The organism is Nocardia glycosmidis (assembly GCF_052545115.1).
Map to the genome: position 1 here is coordinate 189,009 of NZ_JBQWRH010000002.1, position 23,267 is coordinate 212,275.

A 23,267-nucleotide genomic window follows, 5' to 3' on the forward strand; every position below is an offset into this window, starting at 1 on the left:
CGGACGCGGTATTCGCCGTGCTTGTCCCGCGTTGAAAGCCGCTCGGCATCTGGACGTATTCACGCGCACGCACTCAGGTGTCGAAGTCAGTCGTCTCCACATGCAGCGCCTCCACGATGCGCAAAGGTGCACGGTCGGACCGCGCCGATTACCAGCCCGGATTCCCACGGACCGGGACATTGACGAAACTCGGCCGCTCGGGATCCAGTTGGACATGCTGTGGCCGCAGCCCCGTGTCGATGAGCATCGGCAGAATCGGCAGGCCCTTGGGGAAGTTGCCCGCGTAGACGTCGACCCGCAGGCGGTGGCCGGGCTGCAGGATCGCCTCGGTGGCGGGCAGCGCGATGTCCAGCGTGGTCGCCTCACCGGGGACGGTCGGCTGCCGCCGATCCAACGAGGTGAACGGGCGCGGGTCGGTGTAGTCACCATTGGCCGATTTCGTGCTGTTCGCATCGTCGATCGCGCGCAGCGAGGCCATGAGCTGCCCCGACGACAGCACGCCGGATCGGCCGTCCGGCGCGACGTCGTTCACCGTGACCACCCAGTAACCGTCGGCGGCATCCTGAACGGTATTGAGCCGCACCGCGATCCGACCGGAGACGGAGGTCGGCTCGAGGACCGGGGCGCTGGTGAAGGTCAGCCCGTTGCGCTCCTGGATCCTGGCGTCCTTCGCGCAGCCGTCGATCACCGACAGCACGCCCGCGCTGCCCTGCGCGGCATCGTTCGAGCACAGACCGGTCAAGCCGGGCGCGACGGTCAGGCGTGCGGTCTCGCCGGTTGCTTCCGGTGTGAGCGACCCGTCGTAGCGGCTGTTCGCCATGCCACTGGGCGCCGCCGACAGGTACATCCTGCGGTGCACCGGACCAGTTTCGTCGACGGGCGCGGCGAAGGAGTCGGTGCTGATCCAATCGCCGCCCTGCCGGCGCACCGTGACGGGGCCGTACTGCTCGATGCCGTTGTCGATGTCCTTGAGCCACTTGTCGAACCACGCGCGTTGCAGCACGTCCAGCCGCGGTGGCAAGCCCGGCTGACCGTACTCGTTGCCCGAGTTGAGGTGATAGGTATTGCCCACCAGTAGCTGCTTTCGGCCGGGCAGCAGCGGGATCTCGTTGTAGATCTTGGATTCCGAGTAGGTGAACAGATCGTGCCAGCCGCCGGTGACGAAGGTCGGCGCCTGGATCCGGCTCGGATCACCCAGCCAGTCCTGTCGCGACCCGGAGCTGTCGGTCAGCAGTTCCTTCGCGCGTGGGTCGAGATCGTCGATCCGGGCGGTGGTGTACACGTTGAGCAGGACGTCCATGAATGTCCATGGGTCACGGGCGCGGTCGGCCAGCCAGGTGGTGTCGAGCTGCCCGGCGAGCACGGACGCGAGGTCGGGAATCAGCTTCAGTCCATTGATCGCGGTGAGCCACAGCGGGATGAAGGTGAAGCCGAAGCCGCCGCCGGGCGCGAGTACGTCGTTCACCAGGTCGCTGCCCGGCACGACGGGGAAGATCGCCTGGAGGGCAGGTGGATTCCGCTCGGCGGCCTGCAGCTGATTGATCCCCGAGTAGGAGATGCCATTCATGCCGATGCGCCCGTTGGACCACGGCTGTCGCGCCGCCCAGTCGATCACCTCGACGGTGTCGCGCTGCTCGCGACCGCGCAGCATGTCCCAGGTGCCCTGGGAGAAGCCGGTACCTCGCACGTCGACGACCACCTGCGCGTAGCCGCTCTTGATCAGCTGGCGGTCGACGGTGAAATTGCGCAACTCGCCGCCGCCGAACGCCTTGGTCAAGTCGGTGACGCCGGACAACGGAGTGCCGCTCAGATCGATCTGCCGCAGCAGTTGGAGCAGCGCGCCGGACAGGCCGGGAATGGATTGCGCGTGATCGGCCAGATTCGACACCAGTTTGGTGTAGGGCGTCATGTTGACCACCGTCGGCGTCGGGGTGCCGATCGGAAGACCCGAGGCGTCCGCGGGCCGGTAGACATTGCCCTTCAGGACAGTGCCGTCACTCATCGTGATCGGGACGTCCCACTGAATGTGGATGTTCGGGTACCGCTGTGGGCCGTCTTGGGTCGCCGTCCACGCAGCCCCGGCCCGGCCGCCGTCCGGACCGGTCGGTGGCACAGCGGCGGCGCCATCGGCTGGGCACCGGACGAGTGCCGCGACAGCGAGCGCCGCCACTGCGGCCCGCAACACGTGCTTCACCGGACGCGGTCCACCTCTCGGCCAACCGAACGGACGTGATTACATCGACCGGCCTTTGCACTGGTCATGCCGGTCATAGCTCGATCTCGCCAGCAGAATCACGGCTCACCGCAGGAACCGTAGACCCCCCACTGCCAACTGGCGTTTACCCGGGCGGGCGTGTCGCACGACGCCCCAACCGGAAGCGGTCCCGAACGAGCCGTAAGACAACCGCACCGCCACCCATTCGGGTGGCGGCGGGTGGGAAATTCGCGTTCGCGGGTTACTTGGCGCCCTGCCCGGCGACGGCGGCGGCGCCCGCGGCGGCCGCCTCCGGGTCCAGGTACTCATGGGGACGCACCGGGCGCAGGTTCTCGTCGAGCTCGTAACGCAGCGGGATGCCGGTAGGGATGTTCAGGCCCGCGATGTCCTGATCGGAGATCTGGTCGAGGTGCTTGACCAGTGCGCGCAGCGAGTTGCCGTGCGCGGCGACCAGCACGGTCTTGCCGGCGAGCAGGTCCTTGGAGATGGTCGACTCCCAATACGGGACCATCCGGTTCACGACATCGAGTAGGCACTCCGTCTTCGGGACATCGATGCCCGCGTACCGCGGGTCACCTTCCTGGCTGTACTCGTTGGCCGGATCGATCGGCGGCGGAGGTGTGTCGTAGCTGCGGCGCCACAGCATGAACTGCTCGTCGCCGTACTTCTCCCGGACCTGTGCCTTGTTCTTGCCCTGCAGCTCGCCGTAGTGACGCTCGTTGAGCCGCCAGTCGCGGACCACCGGAATCCACTGCCGGTCGGCGGCGTCCAAGGCGATGTTCGCGGTGGAGATCGCGCGGCGCAGCAGCGAGGTGTAGACGATGTCCGGCAGGATGCCGTGCTCGGCCAGCAGCTCCCCGGCGCGCTTGCCCTCGGCGATGCCCTTGTCCGTCAGGTGCACGTCCACCCAGCCGGTGAACAGGTTCAGGGCGTTCCATTCGCTTTCGCCGTGGCGCAGCAGCACGAGGGTGTACGTCATGCCGCCATCCTCCCATGCGCGCTCGGCCGGGTCGCATCGGTTCCGCCACTGGCCCCGACCGGCCGGGCGGGACCAGTGCGAAGTCAGACCGTGTGGTCCGTGGCGAGTACACCCGCGCCCACCAGCGTGGCGCCGTGGGTGATTCGGGACGGCTCCACGCGCAGTTCCCGCAGGAAGTTCAGCCGGGCGTGCTCGCCCACCGCCGCCCGCAGCGGATCCCACAGCGGCGCACCGGATTGCGCGAAGCCGCCGCCGATCACCACCCGGTCGATGTCGAGCAGGGCGGCGGCGGAAGCGATGGCCGTCCCCAGCGCGGTGCCCGCCCGGTGCAGCGCGGCGCGGGCGATTCGGTCGCCCGCGTGCGCGTCCACGGCCAACTGGGCACCGGTGGCGCCGGGCCACCCCTGCTCGCGTGCCCAACGCACCGACGACATGCCACTGGCGACCGCCTCGACGCACCCCACGCCGCCGCACCCGCACGGCGTATCCCAACCCGGCACGACGATGTGCCCGACATGCCCGGCATTGCCGGTGCGCCCGAGCAGCACTGTGCCGCCCGCGATCAGCCCGCCGCCGATCCCAGATGACACGGTCATGGCCAGGGCATCGGACACTCCGCGCAGCGCGCCGACACGGTGCTCGGCCAACGCGAGGCAGGCACCGTCGATAGCGAATCGAATCGTGGCCGAGGCGAACAGCTCCTGCACGGCGGCGACGATCGGAAACCCCGCTTTCCACTCGGGAATGTTCAGCGGCCCGGTGACACCCGTTCGCACATCCACCGGCCCGGCCGAACCGATCCCCACGGCGCTGATCGACTCCGCTCCCGCCACCTCGAGCAGCAGTCCGCGACAGGCATCCCACACGCCCGCCCGCGGCACATCCACTCGGCGCACGTCCCCTACCGCGTAGCCGGGATGTACCACCCCGGCCGCGAACTTCGTCGCGCCGATATCCAGAGCGAGAACCGTCATACCTTTCCCCCTCACCGCCCTTCCCCTGCACCGATCCGAGCAAGCTGAGCTTGTCACCCGGACACTGACCGAAGCGCCGGATTCGCCGGACCGGCCGCTCAGGGCTGGTCGGCCGGGTCGACCAGATGCTCGAAGGCACGCAGATTCTGCACCGACTCGCCCCGCGAGACGCGCCATTGCCATTCCCGCCGAATGGATTCGGCGAATCCGAGTTCCAGCAGCACGTTGAAATCGGCGTCGACGGCCTCGAGCACCTGGCCGAACACCCGATCCAGCTCGTCCGGGGTGACCGCGTGGGTGGCCATCCGGCCGACCAGGTAGATGTCGCCGATCCGGTCCAGGGTGTAGGCCACGGCGTAGAGCCTGCGGTTGCGGCGCAGCAGGAATTTGTAAACGCCCTCGAAGTTCTCGTCCGGCTTGCGGCAGACAAAAGCTTCGACGCGGATCCCGTGCTTGCCCACCGTCAGCATCACGGTGGTCTTCAGCTTGCGCTCGCCGGGCAAGACGACGACGAAGGTCGCCTCGCCAGGGCGGGTGTACTCGATCTCCCGTTCCCGCAGCGTCGCGTCGATGACCTGCGCGGTTGCCTGGACCTCGGTCACCGGTGCACTCCGGCGCGGCGCTGCCACAGCGCCCGCGACCTGGCCTGGCTGTTCTCCCCGAGCAGAGCGGCCGTCCGTTCACCGGCCAGTGGGGTGCGCTCGCCGGAGACGAGGTCGTAGGCGTCGTCGCGCAACACACCGGGTGCGAGACCACCGCCGCCGGGCACGGCGCGGTCGCCGTGGAAACCGGCCAGGGCCGCGGAGTAGCTGGCGAGCAGGCCGTCGGCGGTGTGCGCCCAGGAGAAGTTCGCGGCGTGCGCGACGGCGCCCGCGCTCATCCGACGCAGCCGATCGGGGTCGTCGAGTAGGTGGCGCAGCGCATTCGCCCAGTCCGCGGTGCGGTGTCCCGCGACGAGCAGGCCGGAGACGTCGTGCCGCACAGCCGTGCCGAGACCGCCGACGTCGGCTGCGAGCACCGGGGTGCCGCTGGCCTGCGCCTCGATAGCGACCAGGCCGAAAGATTCGTTGTAGCTCGGCACCGCGACCAGATCGGCGGCGCGGTAGACCAGCACCAGCCGCTCCGGTGGCTGCGGCGGCAGAAAGCTGACCCGCTCGGCGATGCCCAACTCGGCGGCCAGCTCGATCAACGCGTCCGGTCGCTCGAGGCCACTGCCGGACGGCCCGCCGACGATCAGGACGCGCAACGCGCATTCCGGATCGGCGCGCAGCACCTCGGCGGCGGCGCGCACCAGCACGTCGGGCGCCTTCAGCGGCTGGATGCGACCGACGAACGCGACGATCTGCTCGTCCGCGGACAACCCGAGCGCCGCGCGGGCCGCGGCTCGGTCGCCAGGGTGGTAGCAGCTCAGGTCCGCCCCGGGTGGCACGACATCGATCCGCTCGGGGTCGGCGCCGTAGAGCTCGACCAGCTGACGGGCCTCCTCGACGGTGTTGGCGACCAGCCGATCGGACTCCGCGATCACCTGCTTCTCGCCGATCTCGCGGGTAGCCGGTTCGGGGCAGTCACCGTCGGCCAACGCGGCGTTCTTCACCGCCGCGAGCGTGTGCGCGGTGTGCACCAGCGGCACCCGCCACCGATCCCTGGTCAGCCAGCCGACCTGACCGGACAGCCAGTAGTGCGAGTGCACCAGGTCGTAGTAGCCGGGCAGGTTCCTGGCCTCCTGGCGCAGCACCTCCGCGGTGAACGGGCACAGCTGGGTGGGCAGATCGTGCTTGTCCAGTCCCTCGAACGGGCCGGCCACCACATTGCGCACGAGCACGCCGGGCGCGGCCTCCTGGACCGGCGGGACGTTCGACGAGGTGGCCCGGGTGAAAATCTCCACCTCGGTGCCGCGCCGAGCCAGCTCAACGGCGGTTTGCAGCACGTAGACGTTCATACCGCCCGCATCACCGGTTCCTGGCTGGGCGAGTGGTGAGGTATGCACCGATAGCACGGCAATACGGTTCGGCCGTAGGTCCTGGCGCTGACTCACGCTGTCCATACTTGCACGGAGCCTTCTCGCTCCCGGACGCCCGGACCGCTCCGAGTGAGACCTATCACACAGCGGATGCGTAGCTCACCGGCCCGCGACGAACGCGCTCGGCTCGGCGGCGAACCGGGAGCGATCCTCGATGAACAGGCTGTAACCACGTCGCTGATCGGCGACCACGTCCCGAATCGGCACGAGCTCAGGCCGACCCTCCTTCGGGCGACAGCTCGGCTCCGGCAAACACCGCGCACTTAGGATGACAGGCATGAGTACTCGCACCGCCGTCGTCACCGGAGCCAGCTCGGGAATCGGGGAGGCCACTGCCCGGGAGCTGGCGAAACAGGGCTACCACGTCTACGTCGGCGCCCGCAGAATCGACCGGCTGCGCGTACTCGCCGACGAAATCGGCGGCACCGCACTGGAACTCGACGTCACCTCGGAGGAGTCGGTGCGCTCGTTCGCCGACGCGGTCGAGCGGGTCGACGTGCTGGTCAACAACGCGGGCGGCGCCAAAGGCATGGCGTCGGTCGCCGAGGCCGATCTGGATGATTGGCGCTGGATGTGGGAGACGAACGTGCTCGGCACCCTGCGCGTCACGAAAGCCCTGCTGCCCAAGCTGATCGACTCCGGCGATGGATTGATCGTCACCATCACGTCGGTAGCCGCGTTCACCGCCTACGACAACGGCTCCGGCTACACCTCGGCCAAGCACGCGCAGGCCGTGTTGCACCGCACCTTGCGCGGCGAACTCCTCGGACAGCCGGTACGGCTGACCGAAATCGCCCCTGGCGCAGTGGACACCGAGTTCTCGCTCGTGCGCTTCGGTGGCGACGCCGAACGCGCCGCCAAGGTGTACCAGGGCATCGACCCGCTGGTCGCCCAGGACATCGCGGAGATCATCGGCTTCGTGGCGTCGCGGCCCCCGCACGTGAATCTGGATCAAATCATCGTGAAGCCACGCGACCAGGCCGACCCGGCCCGATTCGCCCGGCGCGGTTGAGTTGCTCGTGAGCCGTTAGCATCCGACAGACCGAACACAGGACATCGGATGGGAGTGGTTCGGCTCATGCTCAAAGGCTTCAAAGAGTTCCTGATGCGGGGGAACGTCATCGACCTCGCGGTCGCGGTCGTGATGGGCACCGCGTTCACCGCCGTAGTGACCTCGGTGACGAAAGGGATCGTCAACCCCTTGCTCGCCGTCTTCGGCAGCACCAACGAACTGGGTCTCGGCGTACAGCTGATCGCATCCAAGCCCGCCACGTTCATCGCGATCGGGCCGATCATCACGGCGACCATCGATTTCGTCATGGTCGCGGCCGTGCTGTATTTCGTGCTGATCCTGCCGATGAAGACGATCAAGAACCGCTTCGGCACCACCAAAGCGGCCGAGCCGACCGAGATCGAACTGCTGATCGAGATCCGCGACCTGCTCGCCGAGCGGCACGAGACGGTGCTCGCCGAAAGAACCGCCGACCGCCGAATCGAACAAGAGAGCAGGATATAGGGGCGCCGGAACCCTCGACTGGCCGAGCCGGGCGCTTGGCTACAGCCATGTCTTACGAGCGTGCGCCTGGGCCGCGCTTGCGCGGCCGATAGCACAGCTCAGCGCCGACCGACCGGCTGCGGCGGCACCGGCGTGGCCGACACCACCGCCGACGGTGCGCCCTGGGCCGCCGACATACTCTTCCAAGTGTTCCAGTCGATGGTCCAGTCGTAGAGGTCTCCATCGGCGGCGGAGAGCGGGATAGACGTCCCGGTTACCTCGACCGGATCACCATAGAGCGCGGTGGGGAAATAAGCCTGCGCGTCGCCGGGCGACAGGTTGATACAACCGTTGGTGACGTTCGCCGAGCCCTGCGCGGAAAGCGATGCCGGATTGGCGTGGATGAATTCGCCGTTGTTGGAGATGCGGACCGCCCAACGTTCGCGGACATTGGTGTAATACGGCGGATTCGACATCATGAAGTCGTCATATTTCTCGGTGACCACGTGAATCCCGGACCGTGTGACATTGCGTGGCTCGTTGCCCTCGCCATAGCTGACCGCGAAATCGAACACGGTCTGTCCGTCGCGGACCACCTGCATGCGGTGACTCGGCGCACTCGCCTTGACGATCTGGCTTCGGCCGATGCGGAAGTCCGACGTCAGATCGGAGTAGCCGTAGTTGCCGCCACCCAGGTCGAGTCCGTAGAGCCGCGCCGAGACGTGCACGGTGGTGCCGGGTGTCCAGTAATCCTTCGGCCGCCAGTGCGCCCGTGAACCGCCGTCGTCCGGAAACCAGGCCCACGCGCCCTCGGTGGGCGGGTCGGTGGTGACGGTGAGCGCCTTCTCCACCGCGGCCTTGTTCGACACGGCGGAAGTGAACTGCAGGATGATCGGTGCGGCGATGCCGACCTCCTGGTTGTCGCCGATATTGACGGTCGCGGGCACCGTGCTCTTCGGCGCGAGCGTGCGGAACGATCCCTCGATCGGGATCGGTTTGCCATCGGTCCCGATCGCGGTCCCCGACCAGGTGTAGGTGGCGCCGTAGCCGAGTGGCTCGGTAATGGCGTAGCCGCGCTTGTCCGGCGCGAATTCGCCGCGGACCTGCCTGCCCGCGGCATTTGTCAGCGCGATCTGGTCGATCGTGCCGTCGCTGATCGTCACCGAAACGGGCGCGGTCGGGTTGACGTCGGCGGCGTCGGCGCCGGGAACCAACGTCACCTTGGCGATCGGACCGGGACCTCGTCCGGCCGGTGCGCCGCGGTCCATCGCGCACCCTGCCACGAGCGCGATGACCATCAGCAGCACGGCCGACACCGCGGCCACCGGGCGGCGCATCATCGGACGGTTACTCACTTGTTCGAATTTACGCGGACCTCGCGGCCGGACCTGTCGTCACAGCACGGCGACGGCTTCAAGGCTCGCCGCGACGGCGACGATCACAGCGTGACACCGACGGTGACGGGTTCCGGTTCCAAGCGGATCCCGAAGCGGTCGGCGACGCCGTCGCGCACCGTTCTGGCCAGCGCCACCAGGTCGGCTGCGCTGGCGTTACCGCGATTGGTCAGCGCCAGGGTGTGTTTCGTCGACAGCCGGGCCCGCGCCTCGGCGCCAGGGAATCCTTTCCCGAAACCGGCCTGCTCGATCAGCCAGCCCGCGGAGAACTTGACTCCGCCCGCCGCCGGGTAGGTCGGCACCGTGACATCGCCCACATGCCGGGCGATCGCGGCCTGAACCCGCGCCACCCGAGCGGGGGCGACCACCGGGTTGGTGAAGAACGATCCCGCGCTCCAGGTGTCGTGGTCGGCCGGGTCGAGCACCATGCCCTTGCTCGCGCGCAGCCGTAGCACCGCGCCCCGGACGTCGGCCGCGGGCCGGGACTCGCCGACCTCGGCGCCCAGCGCGGTGGCCAGTTCGCCGTAGCGCAGGGGCACGCTGGAACCGTCGGCGCGGAGTGCGAAGTCGACCGCGAGCACTACGGCGTCATCTCGGTGCTTCAACACGCTCGTGCGGTAGCCGAAGCCCAGCTCGTCGGCTGTCACCCAGCGGATCTCGCCGCTGGCGCGGTCCAGCAGACGCGCCCGGCGTAGCAGGTTGGCCACCTCGGCGCCGTACGCGCCGACGTTCTGCACCGGCGTCGCGCCCGCCGAACCGGGAATACCGGACAGACATTCCAGCCCACCGAAGCCGGCGGCGACCGTGGCGCGTACAACATCCTCCCAGTTCGCGCCCGCTTCCGCGACCACGCCACCGGCACCGATCTCGACACCGGTGGTGGCGACCCGGACCACCACACCATCGAAACCGTCATCGCCGACGAGCAGATTCGAACCACCCGCCAGCAGCAGCAGCGGGACACCGGCGGCGTCCAGCGCGCGCACCGTCGCGACCAGCGCTCGAGTCGTCGCGCACTCGGCGACCAGGGCGGGTCCGCCCACCCGCAGCGTGGTCAGCTCCGCCAGCCGCACGTCGGTGCGCAGCCGCGCACCGGTGTCGGCGAGGAGATCCGACGGCACCACACGTGAAGTTCGCACGCCACACGGTAGCGTGCACTGCGCACTACGAGGAGGCCCGATGCACCGCTCGTATGCTCGGCGCGCCACACGGTAGCGTGTGCACCCATGGCTACACCGCTGGCGTATACGGCCCGCTACTCGCATTCCCCCACCGCCGTGCGCGCGGCCTTCGCGAACGAGTTGTACTGGAAAGACCGCATCACCGAGGTCGGCGGCGCCGGCGCCCGCCTGGAGTCGGTCACCATCAGCAGTGACCACGTGCGCGTCGAAATGGTGCAGGCCATCGCCGCCGACAAATTGCCCGCCGCGATCACCGCAGTGCGCCCGGGTGGCCTGATCATTCCGCGCGTCGAGCACTGGAGCGGCGACACGGCCGGCTTCGAAGCGCGCGTCGAGGGTGCGCCCGCCGAGGTACACGGCACCATCACGCTGTCCGCCGACGGCTCCGGCGCCACCGTAGTGGTCGAGGGCACGATCGAGGTGAAGATCCCACTGTTCGGCGGCAAGATCGAGAACGCGATCGACGAACACCTCACCGAGCTGCTGAAGAACGAGGCGGAGTTCACCGAGGCCTGGATCACGGCACACTGATTCGCGCCGGACAATCCCGCACCGGGTGCAACCGCATGTCCGGCACCAGCGTTTGTGTGGCCTCCGCACACCACCCGCCCGTCGCGGTAGGTGTTACCGGACCCAGTAATCTGTGAGCCCATGGCACGCCGACTCGACTACTCCGCCCGTTATCCGCTGCACACCACAAAAGAGCTGTACGCGGCGCTGTCGAGCCGTGACTTCTGGGAAGCGCGGATCGAGGAGATGCGGAAGTACACCCCCGGCAACGACGTGGCCGAGCTGGCGGCGGGCGACGGCGGCATCGACGTGGAACTGCGCCACGTCCTGCCCCGCGAGATGTTGCCGGAGATCGCGCAGACGGTCATGCGCAAGGACATGGTGATCACCCGCAAGGAGCGCTACGGCCCCTACGCTGCGGACGAGATCACCGGCAAGTACTCGGCGTCCATTCCGGCGGGACCGGGCAGCCTCGGCGGCACCATCCGTATCTTCCCCACCGAAACCGGCTGCACCATGCGCTTTTCCTCGGAGGCGAAGGTCTTCATCCCGATGGTCGGACCGCGCCTGGAGCAGCTGATGCTGGTGAACCTGGTCGACCTGTTCCGCGCCGAGGCCGAGTTCACGGTTCAGTGGTTGGCAGAACACCACCCCAGCCGCTGACCAAACCGGTCGGCACCATCACCCGTGGCACCACCGCCGTCAACCGTCTGCGCCGCAGCGATCGCTGGCTGATCAATGACGAGTTCGTCGCCGCCCGACTACGCGAGACGGCCGATCCGCTCGTGGTCGACCTCGGGTACGGCGCGAGCCCCTGGACCACGTTCGAGCTGGCCGCGCGGCTGCGCGCGGTGCGTGCCGATGTCCGGGTGGTCGGGCTGGAGATCGATCCGCAGCGCGTGGTGCCGGGCCGCGACGGCGTCGTCTTCGCCCGCGGCGGTTTCGAATTGGCGGGGCTGCGACCGGTTCTGGTGCGCGCGTTCAACGTCTTGCGGCAGTATCCGGAATCGGCGGTCCCGCACGCGTGGGCGACCATCCGGTCCGGGCTGGCGCCGGATGGTCTGCTGGTCGATGGCACCTGCGACGAAGTGGGCCGGCGCTGCGCGTGGGTGCTGCTCGACCGCACCGGCCCGCGCTCACTCACGCTGGCCTGGGATCCGTTCACCGTCGAGCGGCCCTCCGATCTCGCCGAGCGGCTGCCGAAATCGTTGATCCACCGGAATATTCCCGGCGAGCCGATCCACACGCTGCTCACCGCCGCGGATCGCGCGTGGGCCCGTGCGGCGCCGCTGGCGCCCTACGGTCCCCGCGTCCGCTGGCGGGCGGCCGCACGGTCGCTGCGCGAGGACGGTTTCCCGATCCGCCACTACCGTCGCCGCCTGCGCGACAACGTGCTCTCGGTGCCGTGGTCGGCTGTGGCGCCGCTCGGCATGCGTTGAAACGAACGCAGCGGTCCGGTCACGCTACGGCGAGCGCGCGGTACACCCTGCTCGCGGCGCGGGGCGACAACCGCGCGCCGGCGTCGGTGATCTCCTCGCCTACGCAGCGGTGGATCGCGACCGCGTCGGCGACCACTTCGTTCAGGGCGGCCTGACCGATACCGGCCTCGGCCAAGTCGAGCACGGTGCGCACCGGTGTCGTCACCAGGAACGGACCGGCTGATTCCACGTCGGCCTCGGTCAGGGAGCGGCGCAGGACCACCAATCCCGGTGGCGCCTGCGGGCTGCCCGCGCGCACCGACAGGTGCAGGAACCGCGGCGACAGCCGGCCGAAGCCGTGCAACTCCGCAGCGCTGTGATGGGAGACGACCGCGGCTCCGTCGAACCAGGCCGACCACATCGCGTATGCGTCGAGTGGCCCCTCCCGCCAGCCGGCCAATCGCAGCAGACCGCTCGTCCCCGTCCTGGTCACCGAACCGTCGCCGAGCCCGTCCCGCACCCGCTCCGCGCACGCGGTGCGCAGCACCTGCCGGGTGGTGAAGAAACCGGCGTGCCGACCGGCTAATCGGCGCAGAACACGCCATCCTTGTTCCGCGGGTCCGATCGTGCCGCGTACCGCATCGCCAGCCATGCGCCTCAGGCTACGCGCGGGATCTATGTCGCATGTCACATTCGATGTCCTCAATGCCGCCACAGAGACCGCACAGAAAGGTCGGGAAGAATCGCCAGCATGAGTACGAACGCTCCGTCCACCTCGAGGATCAACCGGCGTGCCCTGCTGATCGCCCTGACCGTGGTTGCGGTTCTGCTCGCGACAGTCCTGGTCGGCGGCGAGGCCTATGCCAGGCACTCGGTCTCGAGCTGCATCAGCAGTCAGTTCGAGAAGGAGATGGGATCGAAGATCAACGTGAGCTTCGGTCCCAAGCCGATGCTGGTCACCTGGATCGACGGCAAGGTGCCCTCGGTGCGGGTGAACAGCGACGACACCAAATTCGGCCCCGCTGTCGGCATGGTGGTCCATGCGGTCTTCCGCGACGTCGACGTCGCGGATCGCAACGGCAGCACGATCGGCAGTTCCTCCGCCGACGTCACCTGGAGTAACGAAGGTATCCGGGAGACGCTCGGCGGCATGGTCAGCAGCGTGCGCTCCTCGGCCGGCTCGGGCATGCTCACCCTGGCCGTGCTCGGTGGCCTCGCCGAGCTTCAGCTGAAGCCGCAGATCAAGAACGGGACAGTTGAAGTGGAGACGATGTCGGCGCAACTGCTCGGCATCGGCGTGCCCGCCGATCTGGTGCAGAGCATCGTCGACCTGTTCACCCGGAGCCTGCAGAGCTACCCGCTCGGCATGACCGCGACGAACCTGCAGGTCACCGATTCCGGCGTCGCCGTCAAGCTGGCCGGTGGACACACCCAGCTGGAGCCTGCGGGCAACAGCTCCGGGGCCGGCTGCTGAAACTCGGGCAGCCGCAGCGCATTTCGGTCGGCCGCCGACCCGCCCGAGGCCCGAACGCCCGCGCCACGAACAGCTTTCCGGCGGACGCGTCAGGCCGGAAAACCGTCGAGGACGTCGCGGGATTTCGACAGCCCCAGCCGGGTCGCACCCGCCGCGATCATCTCGGCCGCGGCCGCGGCGGTGCGGATCCCACCACTGGCCTTGACACCGAGCCGGCCCCCGACCGTCTCCGCCATCAGCCGCACCGCGTGGGCGCTGGCGCCACCGGAAGGGTGAAAGCCCGTGGAGGTCTTCACGAAATCGGCACCGGCGCGCTCGGCCACCCGGCAGACCTCCACGATCGCTTGATCCGGCAGGGCGGCGGATTCGAGGATCACTTTCAGCAGCGCCCGATCGCCGATCGCCTCGCGCACCGTGATGATGTCGGCGAGCACCGCCGTGTAGTCCCCGGTACGCGCCGCGCCGACGTCGATCACCATATCGATCTCGTCCGCTCCCTGGTCCACCGCAAGCCGCGCCTCGGTCCCCTTCACCAGCGAATGATGTTTCCCCGAAGGGAATCCGGCGACCGTCGCCACCCGGAGCCCGGGCGCGTGCACCGGCAACAGGGATGGCGATACACAGACCGCGAGCACGCCCAACCCGCGCGCGTCCTCGATCAGTGCGGCGACTTCGGCGGGGGTCGCCTCCGGAGCCAGCAGCGTATGGTCGATCATGGCGGCCACTTCGGACCTGGTCAGCGACGCGGAATCTGCCATGGGTCGAAAGTCTGACACACCGAACCCAGACCGCGTTCGCAGGGCGAATTCCGTTGCGCGCCCGCAAGCGCTTCACGCAAACTCGTAGCTGACGGCGCATCGAACAGCGTGCCGCTACGGTCAACTGACTAACGTGTGCGGATGGGCCCCATTTCGTTCGGGAGGAGACGATCGTGCTGATCCGTCGCGAATGCGCCGACGACGCCGCGGCGATCGCTGCGGTGCACCGCAGCGCATTCGCACCGCACTACGCCACCGCCATCGATTCTGCGACCGGCGACCGCGACCGCGCGGATCCGCCCGAAGTGGGTCTTGTCGCCCGGTTGCGCAGCGACGCTGGGTGGATCCCCACGCTCTCCCTGGTGGCGATCGAGCACGACCACGTGGTCGGCCACTTGTGCCTGACCAGGGCCACGGTCGGCCCGTTTCCGGTGCTGGCCCTCGGCCCGGTCGGCGTGCTCGCCGCGCGTCAAGGGGCAGGCGTCGGCTCGGCGCTCATGCACGCGGCCCTCGGCGCCGCCGATGCCCTTGACGAAACGCTGGTCGGCCTGCTCGGCAGCTTGGAGTTCTACCCCCGCTTCGGCTTCGTCCCCGCCGCCCGCATCGGCATCACCCCCGATGATCCCGCCTGGGTCAGTCATTTCCAGGTCCGCTCCCTGTCGGCCTACGACACCCACATAGTCGGCGAATTCCATTACGCCGACCCGTTTTACGATCTCTGATCCGCCTCGGTTTCGGCGCGGCCGTCCTCGACGCCCGGAAACCGTGGCAAATCCGGCGCAACCCATCTGGGAGGATGGCATCATGAGTTCCGTTCCGGACGACCACCGCTACGTGCTGACGCTGGGGTGCCTGGATCGCCCCGGCATCATCGCGGGGATCACCTCGTTCATTGCCGAGTTCGGCGGCTCGATCGTGGAGGCGGGCTACCATTCCGACCTGGAGACCGGCTGGTTCTTCACCCGTCAGGCGATCAAGGCCGCGACGGTGCCGTTCTCGCTCGCCCAATTACGGGACCGGTTCGCCGGGCTGGCGGCCGGTCTGGGTCCGGAAACCGAATGGCAACTGCTGGATTCGCACGAGCGCCGCCGAGCGGTCCTGCTGGTCAGCAAGGACGGTCACTGCCTGCACGACCTGCTCGGACGCGCCGCCAGCGGCGAGCTGCCCGCCACCATCGAGGCGGTGATCGGCAACCATCCGGATCTGGCCGCGATGACCGAGGCGCACGGAGTGACGTTCCATCACGTGCCGTTCCCGAAGGACCCGGCCGAGCGCGGGCCGGCGTTCGAGCAGGTCCGTGCCCTGGTGGACGCGCACAACCCGCACGCGGTGGTGCTCGCGCGGTTCATGCAGGTGTTGCCGACCGAGCTGTGCGAGCACTGGGCGGGCAAGGCCATCAACATTCACCACAGCTTCCTGCCGTCGTTCGTCGGCGCCCGCCCCTACCATCAGGCATTCGCCCGCGGTGTGAAGCTGATCGGGGCGACCTGCCATTACGTCACCGCGGAACTGGACGCGGGCCCGATCATCGAGCAGGACGTCATCCGTATCGACCACGCCGACGAAGTGCGCGACATGGTCCGCCAGGGCCGCGACATCGAACGGGTGGTGCTGGCGCGCGGCCTGCGCTGGCATCTGGAAGGGCGTGTCCTGGTGCACGGCCGCCGCACGGTCGTCTTTACCTGACCGCTCGCGGGAACCTTGGAATTCGCGGGTCAGCCCGCGAGGTCGGCGCGCCCGCGCGCGCATACCTCGGCGAGCACACGCGCGAGCTCCCCGTTGAACCGTTCATAGGCTTCGATATTGCCCAGGTGACCGGTGGGCAGCACGCCGTAGCGCACCAAGCTGCCGGTCTGCCGGAGCATCTGGGCGATCCGCTCGGAATGGACCGGTGGGGTCAGGTCGTCGAATTGCCCTGCGAGCACCGTCGTGGGCACCACCAGATTGCGCACCGACTGCCCGACATCCACTGTGGCGAGCAGAACACCGAACCTGGAACGCACCCACGCCGGACATGAGCGGACTATCGCCATGCTGAACGCCGGTACGTCGCCTTTCGCCGCGGTGCTGAGAACCTGCCGGGTGAACAGCCAGCGCACCGGCGCGATGGGCGGGAAGATCATCGGAGCCCCGAGTCCGAGCCGGCCGAACAGGAACGGCAGCGGCACCTTCAGTTGCAGCAGCCGCAGCGGCCGGTTCAGCAGCGGCACCAGGGTGGTCTCCAGGATCAGCCGGTCCGCGGCGGTGTTGACCAGCAGCGCCGCCAACGCCTGCCGCTGGACCCGCTCCGGGTATCGACCGGCCCATGCCTGCAGGGCCATGCCGCCGAGGCTGTGACCGACCAGCACGGCCCGCTGCCCGGGTGCGAGCGCGGCGTCCAGTACTGCGGCCAGATCGTCGGCCAGCAGGTCGATGCTCAGCTGGCCGGCCCCGTACTCGCTCTCGCCGTGGCCGCGCTGGTCGTAGGCGATCACGCGGTATTCCCCGGCGAAAGCGTTGATCTGCGGATGCCAATACTCCAGGCAGCAGGTCCAGCCATGGATCAGCACGATGACCGGCCGATCGGACGGGCCGTAGGCGTGCACCCGCAGCAGCGCGCCGTCCCGGCCGCGTACCGGGATCATCTCGGGGGCCGTCGTGGGGGGATTGAACGCCGCGGTCCGGTAGGTACGGGAACGCAGCTGCGCGCTGTGCGCGTCGCGCAAGCCCCGCAGCAGGGCCCGGAAACTCGTCAACGAGGTCGGCAACATAGCGCGCATCGAACACTCCTTTGTGTTACTGCTAGATACAGTAACACCGATGCGCGCTGCTTGCCAGAGCAAGCACCCTGAGCCGTCCGAGAAAACTAATCCCTCACCAGCGCGGACCCCGTTGAACCTCGTCCACCTTGGGCCGCACATCGGCGAGGTAGACACCGGTCGCGATGATCGCCGCGAAGGAAAGCAGGCCGAGCCCGGCGGGTGAGAGGAGCAGCGCAAGCACGGCGACCCCGAGGATCGCCAGCCAGATCGGCTTGGTCAATTTGTCGACCGCGGTGAACGCGTCCGAACGCTGACGCACCGCGTGGATCAGCGCGAAGATCGTCGCCCCGAGCGCCGCCAGCCACAGCACCAGCAGGATCATCCCGGTCAGTCCGTGCACCATAGTCACCACACCATGATAAGAGCAATGCCCCCGCGCACCAGAGATGCACGGGGGCTGGACGCGGGTTATCCGCAGGAGATTCAGTCGATCTTCGGGGCCGCCTTCTTGGCGGGGGCCTTCTTCGCCGCGGGGGCGGCCTTCTTGACCGGGGGCTTCGCCGACTCGTCGTTCGCCTCCGGAGCCGGGGTCGACTCGGTGGTCACATCGAGGACCTCGGCCTCGACGACCGAATCCTCGTCGGCCGCGCCCTCGGTCTTGGCCGGGCGGCCGAGCAGCCCGTTGACGCGGTCGAGCACGTCCTCGGCGCGGCTCACCGCATCGCCGTAGAGGTTTTCGACCTTGCCGATCCCCTCCTCGACGCGCTCATTGGTGCGCAGCCGCTCGATGGTCTCCTCCCCGCGGACGGCGAGGTCGGCATAAGCGTCGAGCAGCTGGCGGTAGTACTTCTCGGCCCGCGCCCGCAGCTCCTCGGAGGTGAACTTCTCGCGCAGCTCGGCGAGGTCGTCCGGCAGCTCCGAAGGCAGCCCGGACAGGCGCTCGCGCAACGACTCGAACTGGGTCTGCACGTCGGCGGGCACGTTCGCGAACCGCTCGCGCGCACCCTCCACCCGGGTCTGCACGTCGGTCGCGGCGGCACGCCCGCGAACCTGCGCGACGACGTCGTGGACGGCGGCATAGACGGCGTCGCCGGCACCGACGGTGGCGAATAGGGGTTTGGTTACTGTGGAATTCTTCTCGGTCATGATGTTTCGTTCTCCTGGCGTGGCGGAGTTTCGGTTGTCATGCGCGGAACGTCGCTGTCCCAAACGTTCCCCCCTGCCTCGTTTCCTCCGTTTTCCCGGCGAAACGATTCATAGATGTCCAGCAGCACCTGCTTTTGCCGCTCACTGATCGACGTGTCGGCAAGCAGGGCATCCCGAACCGGACTGTGCGGCCGCTGCTCGAGATAGCCGGCCCGGATGTACAAGACCTCCGAGGAGACCCGCAGCGCCTTGGCGATCTGCGTGAGCACTTCGGCGGACGGATTGCGCAGCCCGCGTTCGATCTGACTGAGATACGGATTGCTCACCCCCGCCAGCTGAGCGAGCTGACGCAGCGAGACTTGCGCGGCTTCTCGCTGTGCCCGGATGAAGCCTCCGATGTCGTGCGCCGCGCTGGCGACGCGACCCCCTCGTTCGCCGACACCGGACGAGGGCTCGTCCGATCTGTCGGTGCACTCGGCGGAAACCTCGGGCTGGTCTGCCATAACTCACCTTCTGGCGGTCGTACGGTTCGATTCTAGAGCAGGGTGCTAGCTATTGCAAGCGATCTGCTAGCAGAGTCGCGGCAACTGGTCCGCGCGCCCGCGGATCAGCCGCCGAACATCAGCTGGGAGATCGTGTAGATCGCCAGTCCGGCGAGCGAACCGACCACCGTGCCATTGATTCGGATGAACTGCAGGTCCCTGCCCACCTGCAATTCGATCTTCTTGCTCGCCTCGTCCGCGTCCCACCTGGCAACCGTGTCGGTGACCAGGGTGCTGATTTCACCGGCGTAGTTTTCCACCAGGTAGCGAGCGCCCCGGTCGATCCAGCCATCCACTTTCGCGCGCATATCGGCCTCGTCGCGCAAACGTTCGCCGAGCTGCTGGACGTTTTCGGCGACCTTGCGCCGCAGGGTGCTGTTCGGGTCGTCGGCGGACTCCAGGATCAGCCGCTTGGCCGCCCGCCACGTGGCCTCGGCCATACCGGTGATCTCTTCACGGCCCATGATCTGCGCTTTGATCCGCTCCGCCTTCTTGATCATGGCGTCGTCGTATTGCAGGTCTTCGGCGAATTCCTCCAGAAACCGATTCGCCGCCAGCCGCACCTCGTGCTCGGGGTTCGAGCGGACCTTCCAGGTGAACTCGACCAGTTCCCGGTAGATCCGTTCGGACAGCAAAATGTTGACGAATTTCGGCGCCCACTGCGGCGCGTCCCGCAGCACGATCCGGTCGATCGTCTCCTGCGAGCCGAGCGCCCATTGGTGGGCACGCTCGGCGAGCAGATCCAGCAGCGCCTGCTGCCGGTTGTCGGCGAGCAATTCCGCCAGCACCCGCCCGATCGGCGGACCCCACAGCGGCTCGGCGATCCGCTTGACGATGGTGTTGTCGATCACCTGCTGCACGTCCTCGTCACGCAGGACCCCGACGACGGCGCGCAGAATCGTCGAACTCTCCTGCGCGACGCGGGCGGCGTGGCCGGGATCGGCCATCCATCGGCCCACCCGCCAGGAGACCCGAGCGGAGTTCACCTTCGCCGAAACCACTTCCGGCGCAAGAAAGTTCGTGCCTACGAAGGTGCCGAGACTGGCACCCAACTGGTCTTTCTTGCGTCGAATGATCGCGGTGTGCGGGATGGGCAGACCGAGCGGATGCCGAAACAGCGCGGTCACCGCGAACCAGTCCGCCAGCGCGCCGACCATACCGGCTTCCGAGGCGGCTCGCAGGTAGCCGACCCAGTCGCCTCCCGCGCCGCGCGACTCGAGCCAGCGGCAGAACAGGTAGATCGCGGTGGCCAGCGCGAGCAGGCCGGTGGCGAGCGCCTTCATCCGCCACAGGTCGCGACGCTTAGCCGCCTCATCGAGCACGGCGGCGAAGCCGAGGCGTGCGGCGGCCGGCGCGGCGGGGGCGTCCAGCACCGCGGAATTGCCGGGAGCGTTCTCCATGCCTCCCATTCTGCTGTGCGGCCGGAACCGGGCGAGCGGGCGAGTGGGTCCCGACCACACCAGGCGCGCCGGAAGCTTCGGTTCCCACCGCATCCGAGCCCAAACCCGCATATCACCGGTATCCGGGACCTAAGCTGGTAGCCACCGAGCAATTCGAACGAGGGAGCCCACGCTGTCCACCGAAGACCTTGCCGACGTCGGCGAGCGGCCGGCGGCGGCGCGCGGCGGCCGGGTGGACGGCCGCAAGCGGCGGTGGCGGCAACACAAGATCGATCGCCGCGAGGAACTGGTCGATGGCACCCTCGCCGCGGTCCGCGCGCGGGGCAGCACTGCGGGCATGGACGAGATCGCCGCGGCGATCGGCGTCTCCAAGACCGTGCTGTACCGCTACTTCTCCGACAAGAACGACCTGGTCCGCGCGGCCATGCAGCGGTACATCGAGACCACCCTGATGCCGCGGGTGTACGGCGCGATCAAGGGGGACGCCGACGAGTACCAACTGATCCGCTCGGCGCTGGCCGAGTACGTCGGCACCGTCGACGAGGACCCGGAGGTCTACCGCTTCATCATGGGCAACGGAGCGGCCGATCAGTCCTCGCTGGCGGAGTTCGAGAACCTCTTCGCCGAACTGGTGTGCACCGTCATCACCGAGCGCGCGCAGCAGCGCGGCGTCCGGACCGAGGGCGCGGCGCTGGCATCGTATGTGCTGGTCGGCGGCATCCAACTGGCGACCCACTGGTGGTCGACGAACAAGTCGCTGTCGCGTGCGGACGTCATCGATTACCTCACCATGCTGGCCTGGAGCGCCATCGAGGGCATGGCCCGCGCGGGCGGTTCGCCCGCGGCGTTCCACGCGCAGCCGCACGTGCTGCCTGTTTCCGAATCGCCCGCGGGAGACTGATCGGGCCGCATGCCGAGAGTGCTAGCTGAACTGCTTGCTGGAGTTCCCCAGCCCAGCGGTGCGTCCCTACTCGCGGTGGACCCGATAGCGGCGAGTTCACCGGATGAAGCAGAATCCGCCGCCGGCGCACCCTTCCTCGCGCCGCGCCGACCTCCTGAGCTCGGCATGCTCGGTCGGCTCTGCCGCACCGCGAATGGCGATCGGTGGCGCCTGGTCACCGAGCTCGGTCGCGCGCGCCGCCCCTGGCTCGTCAACCATTCGCCGGTCGCAGCGCAGCGGCCGCGGGCACGGAAAGATCACCGAGTAGCCGCCGCCCGGCTACCCGACCACAGAACGGGAAAACCATGGCAGACACACGGGAATTCGACCTGGTCCTCTTCGGCGCGACGGGCTTCGTCGGCAAGCTGACCGCGCAGTACCTCGCCGGCGCGGCACCGGAATCCGCGCGCATCGGGCTGGCCGGACGGTCGCTGGACAAGCTCACCGCCGTGCGCGATGGACTCGGGCCGAAAGCCGCCGGTTGGGCCCTGGTGGTCGCCGACTCGACCGACCAGAACACGCTGGACGAGCTGGCCACCCGCACCAAGGTGGTCGTCACCACCGTCGGTCCGTACCTGCGCTACGGAATGCCGCTGGTGGCGGCGTGCGCGAAAGCCGGAACCCACTACGCCGACCTCACCGGTGAGCCGCTGTTCATCCGCGACGCCATCGACGCCTACTCCGACCAAGCCGCCGCGACGGGCGCGAAAATCGTGAATTCCTGCGGCTTCGACTCGATTCCGTCGGATCTGAACGTGTATCAGCTCTATCGCCGCTCGGTCGAGGACAACACCGGCGAGTTGGCCGACACCACGACGGTGGCCTCGCTCCGGGGCGGTTTCAGTGGCGGCACCATCGACACCGCGCGCGCCATGATGGAGGCGATCGCCACCGACCCGGCCAAGGGCTCGGTGCTGTCACATCCGTATTCGCTGAGCCCGGACAAGTCGCGGGACCCTGACGTCGGCCGCCAATCCGATCAGGCGCTGTCCCGGGCGAGCACGATCGACCCGAGCCTGGACGGCTGGGTGAGCACGTTCGTCATGGCCGTGCACAACACGAAGATCGTGCGCCGCACGAACGGGCTGCTCGGCTGGGTGTACGGCAAGAATTTCCGCTACCGCGAGGTGATGAACGCCGGGAAGTCGCGGATGGCGCCGCTGGTCGCGGCGAGCGTGGCGGGTGGCATCGTGGCGGGCGTGGCCGTAGGCGCAGTGCTGTCGCGGTCGTCTGCGGGCCGCAAGATACTGGACCGGGTGTTGCCCGAGCCGGGCACCGGGCCGAGCGAAGCGGCCCGCGCCAGCGGCTGGTTCACCATGAAGACGTTCGCGCACACGTCTTCCGGCACGAAGTACGTGGCGACCTTCGCCGGCACCGGTGACCCCGGATATCAGGCCACCGCGGTGCTGCTCGGCGAAAGCGGTCTGTGCCTGGCATTCGACACCGACAAGCAACCCGACCTCGCAGGCGTCCTCACACCCGCCGCGGCGATGGGCGACACACTCACCGATCGCCTGCGTGCGGCGGGCATCACCATCGAAGTCGATCGCGCCTGAGGCGGATCTCCGGTGCGTTCGTTCGCGAGACGATGAATGTCCCGGTCTTGGCCGCGGTGTACGAACGGGCCGGGCGCCCGCGGTGTGCTGTCTCGCCGACGGACACACGGCCGTCGGCGGACCCGCGCAACGCCGTCGCCGCGCCGCGCCGCGGCGGCGCACGAAAGGTGCTCGACATCGCCTGGGGGCCGGGCGATTTCACCAGGTGGCGATTTCACCGCGGATCGGAGCGCGAGGTACGGCTCGTCCTACCCAGGCCACCCGTCGCCAGAACCAACCGACGCCCCACCACCCCGGCTGGGTACGGAGCAGCCCTGTGCGGACGGGGCGGCGCCGAGATCAACCATGCGCTGGAGAATGGCCGGGGCGAGGGCGAGTTCGAATTCGGTTCCGCTGCTTTCGAAGACGAACGCGAGGTAGTTGTTGCGGCGTAGCGGGGCCAAGCGGACCGAGCAGTGGTCCCCCACGATCATCCAGCCGCCGATGGTCAACTGATCAGACATCGCAACTCCCACCCTTCGACA

25 protein-coding genes are annotated in these 23,267 nt (G+C 68.4%); 10 read left to right on the top strand and 15 right to left on the bottom strand.

Translation table 11 applies throughout. From position 1 onward, the window contains the following. Positions 1-148 precede the first annotated feature (148 nt). The 5 genes from ACT86A_RS03335 to mshA form a co-directional block, all read right to left on the bottom strand. The gene (locus ACT86A_RS03335; protein WP_445090476.1) at positions 149-2,194 is read right to left on the bottom strand and encodes a CocE/NonD family hydrolase; all 2,046 of its coding nucleotides are present in this window, start codon (positions 2,192-2,194) and stop codon (positions 149-151) included. 262 nt (positions 2,195-2,456) lie between these two features. Then, complete coding sequence (locus ACT86A_RS03340) at positions 2,457-3,194, bottom strand: phosphoglyceromutase (protein ID WP_445090477.1); 738 nt, start codon at positions 3,192-3,194, stop codon at positions 2,457-2,459. 83 nt (positions 3,195-3,277) lie between these two features. Continuing rightward, positions 3,278-4,168 carry an ROK family protein gene (locus ACT86A_RS03345; protein WP_445090478.1) on the bottom strand — a complete coding sequence of 297 codons (891 nt, stop codon included), beginning with the start codon at positions 4,166-4,168 and terminating at the stop codon, positions 3,278-3,280. Positions 4,169-4,266: 98 nt separating this feature from the next. After that, on the bottom strand, positions 4,267-4,770 hold the full coding sequence (locus tag ACT86A_RS03350) for a type III secretion system chaperone family protein (RefSeq protein ID WP_445090479.1): 504 nt from the start codon (positions 4,768-4,770) through the stop codon (positions 4,267-4,269). Further along, the gene (gene mshA, locus ACT86A_RS03355; protein ID WP_445090480.1) at positions 4,767-6,212 is read right to left on the bottom strand and encodes a D-inositol-3-phosphate glycosyltransferase; all 1,446 of its coding nucleotides are present in this window, start codon (positions 6,210-6,212) and stop codon (positions 4,767-4,769) included. The genes ACT86A_RS03350 and mshA overlap by 4 nt, the downstream gene beginning before the upstream one ends. Positions 6,213-6,465: 253 nt before the next feature. Between mshA and ACT86A_RS03360 the strand changes: the two genes are divergently transcribed. Together ACT86A_RS03360 and mscL are read left to right on the top strand one after the other, a co-directional pair. Continuing rightward, the gene (locus ACT86A_RS03360; RefSeq protein WP_445090481.1) at positions 6,466-7,200 is read left to right on the top strand and encodes an SDR family NAD(P)-dependent oxidoreductase; all 735 of its coding nucleotides are present in this window, start codon (positions 6,466-6,468) and stop codon (positions 7,198-7,200) included. A 66-nt stretch (positions 7,201-7,266) separates the two neighbouring features. Further along, positions 7,267-7,704 (top strand): large conductance mechanosensitive channel protein MscL, encoded by a 438-nt coding sequence (gene mscL, locus ACT86A_RS03365; RefSeq protein WP_445090675.1) that lies wholly within the window; start codon positions 7,267-7,269, stop codon positions 7,702-7,704. Between the two features lie 98 nt (positions 7,705-7,802). Here mscL and ACT86A_RS03370 read toward each other — a convergent pair whose 3' ends face one another. Then, complete coding sequence (locus ACT86A_RS03370) at positions 7,803-9,023, bottom strand: L,D-transpeptidase (RefSeq protein WP_445090676.1); 1,221 nt, start codon at positions 9,021-9,023, stop codon at positions 7,803-7,805. A 98-nt stretch (positions 9,024-9,121) separates the two neighbouring features. Then, positions 9,122-10,162, bottom strand: coding sequence for a UDP-N-acetylmuramate dehydrogenase (locus ACT86A_RS03375; RefSeq protein WP_445090677.1), 1,041 nt, complete (start codon positions 10,160-10,162; stop codon positions 9,122-9,124). Positions 10,163-10,303: 141 nt separating this feature from the next. Here ACT86A_RS03375 and ACT86A_RS03380 point away from each other — a divergent pair, with 141 nt between their 5' ends. The 3 genes from ACT86A_RS03380 (at position 10,304) to ACT86A_RS03390 (ending at position 12,207) form a co-directional block, all read left to right on the top strand. Continuing rightward, entirely contained in the window at positions 10,304-10,789 is a 486-nt protein-coding gene (locus tag ACT86A_RS03380) for a DUF2505 domain-containing protein (protein ID WP_445090482.1), read from the top strand. Positions 10,790-10,909: 120 nt separating this feature from the next. Beyond that, a complete protein-coding gene (locus ACT86A_RS03385) occupies positions 10,910-11,431 on the top strand; it encodes a DUF2505 domain-containing protein (RefSeq protein ID WP_445090483.1) in 522 nt (173 codons plus the stop codon). After that, entirely contained in the window at positions 11,401-12,207 is an 807-nt protein-coding gene (locus ACT86A_RS03390) for a class I SAM-dependent methyltransferase (RefSeq protein WP_445090484.1), read from the top strand. The genes ACT86A_RS03385 and ACT86A_RS03390 overlap by 31 nt, the downstream gene beginning before the upstream one ends. Before the next feature lie 19 nt (positions 12,208-12,226). Here ACT86A_RS03390 and ACT86A_RS03395 read toward each other — a convergent pair whose 3' ends face one another. Further along, positions 12,227-12,838 carry a hypothetical protein gene (locus ACT86A_RS03395; protein WP_445090485.1) on the bottom strand — a complete coding sequence of 204 codons (612 nt, stop codon included), beginning with the start codon at positions 12,836-12,838 and terminating at the stop codon, positions 12,227-12,229. Between the two features lie 99 nt (positions 12,839-12,937). Here ACT86A_RS03395 and ACT86A_RS03400 point away from each other — a divergent pair, with 99 nt between their 5' ends. Beyond that, entirely contained in the window at positions 12,938-13,660 is a 723-nt protein-coding gene (locus tag ACT86A_RS03400) for an LmeA family phospholipid-binding protein (protein ID WP_445090486.1), read from the top strand. 89 nt (positions 13,661-13,749) lie between these two features. Here the strand turns inward: ACT86A_RS03400 and deoC are convergent, their stop codons facing one another. Next, complete coding sequence (deoC, locus tag ACT86A_RS03405) at positions 13,750-14,418, bottom strand: deoxyribose-phosphate aldolase (RefSeq protein ID WP_445090487.1); 669 nt, start codon at positions 14,416-14,418, stop codon at positions 13,750-13,752. 173 nt (positions 14,419-14,591) lie between these two features. Between deoC and ACT86A_RS03410 the strand changes: the two genes are divergently transcribed. Together ACT86A_RS03410 and purU are read left to right on the top strand one after the other, a co-directional pair. Further along, complete coding sequence (locus ACT86A_RS03410; protein WP_445090488.1) at positions 14,592-15,140, top strand: GNAT family N-acetyltransferase; 549 nt, start codon at positions 14,592-14,594, stop codon at positions 15,138-15,140. A gap of 82 nt (positions 15,141-15,222) precedes the next feature. Next, positions 15,223-16,104 carry a formyltetrahydrofolate deformylase gene (gene purU, locus ACT86A_RS03415; RefSeq protein WP_445090489.1) on the top strand — a complete coding sequence of 294 codons (882 nt, stop codon included), beginning with the start codon at positions 15,223-15,225 and terminating at the stop codon, positions 16,102-16,104. 29 nt (positions 16,105-16,133) lie between these two features. Here purU and ACT86A_RS03420 read toward each other — a convergent pair whose 3' ends face one another. The 5 genes from ACT86A_RS03420 to ACT86A_RS03440 all read right to left on the bottom strand — a co-directional run bounded on the left by ACT86A_RS03420 (position 16,134) and on the right by ACT86A_RS03440 (position 20,247). Then, on the bottom strand, positions 16,134-17,177 hold the full coding sequence (locus ACT86A_RS03420; RefSeq protein WP_445090490.1) for an alpha/beta fold hydrolase: 1,044 nt from the start codon (positions 17,175-17,177) through the stop codon (positions 16,134-16,136). A gap of 94 nt (positions 17,178-17,271) precedes the next feature. Continuing rightward, complete coding sequence (locus tag ACT86A_RS03425) at positions 17,272-17,562, bottom strand: DUF2516 family protein (protein WP_445090678.1); 291 nt, start codon at positions 17,560-17,562, stop codon at positions 17,272-17,274. A gap of 80 nt (positions 17,563-17,642) precedes the next feature. Next, positions 17,643-18,305: a heparin-binding hemagglutinin gene (locus ACT86A_RS03430; protein ID WP_445090491.1), complete on the bottom strand. Its 663-nt coding sequence runs from the start codon at positions 18,303-18,305 to the stop codon at positions 17,643-17,645. Further along, positions 18,302-18,808: a helix-turn-helix domain-containing protein gene (locus ACT86A_RS03435; protein ID WP_445090492.1), complete on the bottom strand. Its 507-nt coding sequence runs from the start codon at positions 18,806-18,808 to the stop codon at positions 18,302-18,304. Before ACT86A_RS03435 ends, ACT86A_RS03430 begins: the two co-directional genes overlap by 4 nt. A 104-nt stretch (positions 18,809-18,912) precedes the next feature. Next, on the bottom strand, positions 18,913-20,247 hold the full coding sequence (locus tag ACT86A_RS03440; RefSeq protein ID WP_445090493.1) for a DUF445 domain-containing protein: 1,335 nt from the start codon (positions 20,245-20,247) through the stop codon (positions 18,913-18,915). Positions 20,248-20,479: 232 nt separating this feature from the next. On the opposite strand from ACT86A_RS03440, the gene ACT86A_RS03445 reads away from it, so the two are divergent. Both ACT86A_RS03445 and ACT86A_RS03450 read left to right on the top strand, forming a co-directional pair. Then, positions 20,480-21,148, top strand: coding sequence for a TetR/AcrR family transcriptional regulator (locus tag ACT86A_RS03445; RefSeq protein WP_445090494.1), 669 nt, complete (start codon positions 20,480-20,482; stop codon positions 21,146-21,148). Positions 21,149-21,492: 344 nt separating this feature from the next. After that, complete coding sequence (locus ACT86A_RS03450; protein WP_445090495.1) at positions 21,493-22,743, top strand: saccharopine dehydrogenase family protein; 1,251 nt, start codon at positions 21,493-21,495, stop codon at positions 22,741-22,743. Between the two features lie 248 nt (positions 22,744-22,991). Here the strand turns inward: ACT86A_RS03450 and ACT86A_RS03455 are convergent, their stop codons facing one another. Then, complete coding sequence (locus ACT86A_RS03455) at positions 22,992-23,246, bottom strand: hypothetical protein (RefSeq protein ID WP_445090496.1); 255 nt, start codon at positions 23,244-23,246, stop codon at positions 22,992-22,994. Positions 23,247-23,267: the final 21 nt, after the last annotated feature.

Coding starts and splice junctions, on each gene's coding strand:
- ACT86A_RS03425 (WP_445090678.1), bottom strand. CDS start 17,562: ATGGTGCACGGACTGACCGGGATGATCCTGCTGGTGCTGTGGCTGGCG.
- ACT86A_RS03455 (WP_445090496.1), bottom strand. CDS start 23,246: ATGTCTGATCAGTTGACCATCGGCGGCTGGATGATCGTGGGGGACCAC.
- ACT86A_RS03395 (WP_445090485.1), bottom strand. CDS start 12,838: ATGGCTGGCGATGCGGTACGCGGCACGATCGGACCCGCGGAACAAGGA.
- ACT86A_RS03435 (WP_445090492.1), bottom strand. CDS start 18,808: ATGGCAGACCAGCCCGAGGTTTCCGCCGAGTGCACCGACAGATCGGAC.
- ACT86A_RS03385 (WP_445090483.1), top strand. CDS start 10,910: ATGGCACGCCGACTCGACTACTCCGCCCGTTATCCGCTGCACACCACA.
- mshA (WP_445090480.1), bottom strand. CDS start 6,212: ATGGACAGCGTGAGTCAGCGCCAGGACCTACGGCCGAACCGTATTGCC.
- ACT86A_RS03420 (WP_445090490.1), bottom strand. CDS start 17,177: ATGCGCGCTATGTTGCCGACCTCGTTGACGAGTTTCCGGGCCCTGCTG.
- ACT86A_RS03360 (WP_445090481.1), top strand. CDS start 6,466: ATGAGTACTCGCACCGCCGTCGTCACCGGAGCCAGCTCGGGAATCGGG.
- ACT86A_RS03370 (WP_445090676.1), bottom strand. CDS start 9,023: ATGATGCGCCGCCCGGTGGCCGCGGTGTCGGCCGTGCTGCTGATGGTC.
- ACT86A_RS03450 (WP_445090495.1), top strand. CDS start 21,493: ATGGCAGACACACGGGAATTCGACCTGGTCCTCTTCGGCGCGACGGGC.
- ACT86A_RS03345 (WP_445090478.1), bottom strand. CDS start 4,168: ATGACGGTTCTCGCTCTGGATATCGGCGCGACGAAGTTCGCGGCCGGG.
- ACT86A_RS03400 (WP_445090486.1), top strand. CDS start 12,938: ATGAGTACGAACGCTCCGTCCACCTCGAGGATCAACCGGCGTGCCCTG.
- deoC (WP_445090487.1), bottom strand. CDS start 14,418: ATGGCAGATTCCGCGTCGCTGACCAGGTCCGAAGTGGCCGCCATGATC.
- ACT86A_RS03380 (WP_445090482.1), top strand. CDS start 10,304: ATGGCTACACCGCTGGCGTATACGGCCCGCTACTCGCATTCCCCCACC.
- mscL (WP_445090675.1), top strand. CDS start 7,267: ATGCTCAAAGGCTTCAAAGAGTTCCTGATGCGGGGGAACGTCATCGAC.
- ACT86A_RS03340 (WP_445090477.1), bottom strand. CDS start 3,194: ATGACGTACACCCTCGTGCTGCTGCGCCACGGCGAAAGCGAATGGAAC.
- ACT86A_RS03440 (WP_445090493.1), bottom strand. CDS start 20,247: ATGGAGAACGCTCCCGGCAATTCCGCGGTGCTGGACGCCCCCGCCGCG.
- purU (WP_445090489.1), top strand. CDS start 15,223: ATGAGTTCCGTTCCGGACGACCACCGCTACGTGCTGACGCTGGGGTGC.
- ACT86A_RS03430 (WP_445090491.1), bottom strand. CDS start 18,305: ATGACCGAGAAGAATTCCACAGTAACCAAACCCCTATTCGCCACCGTC.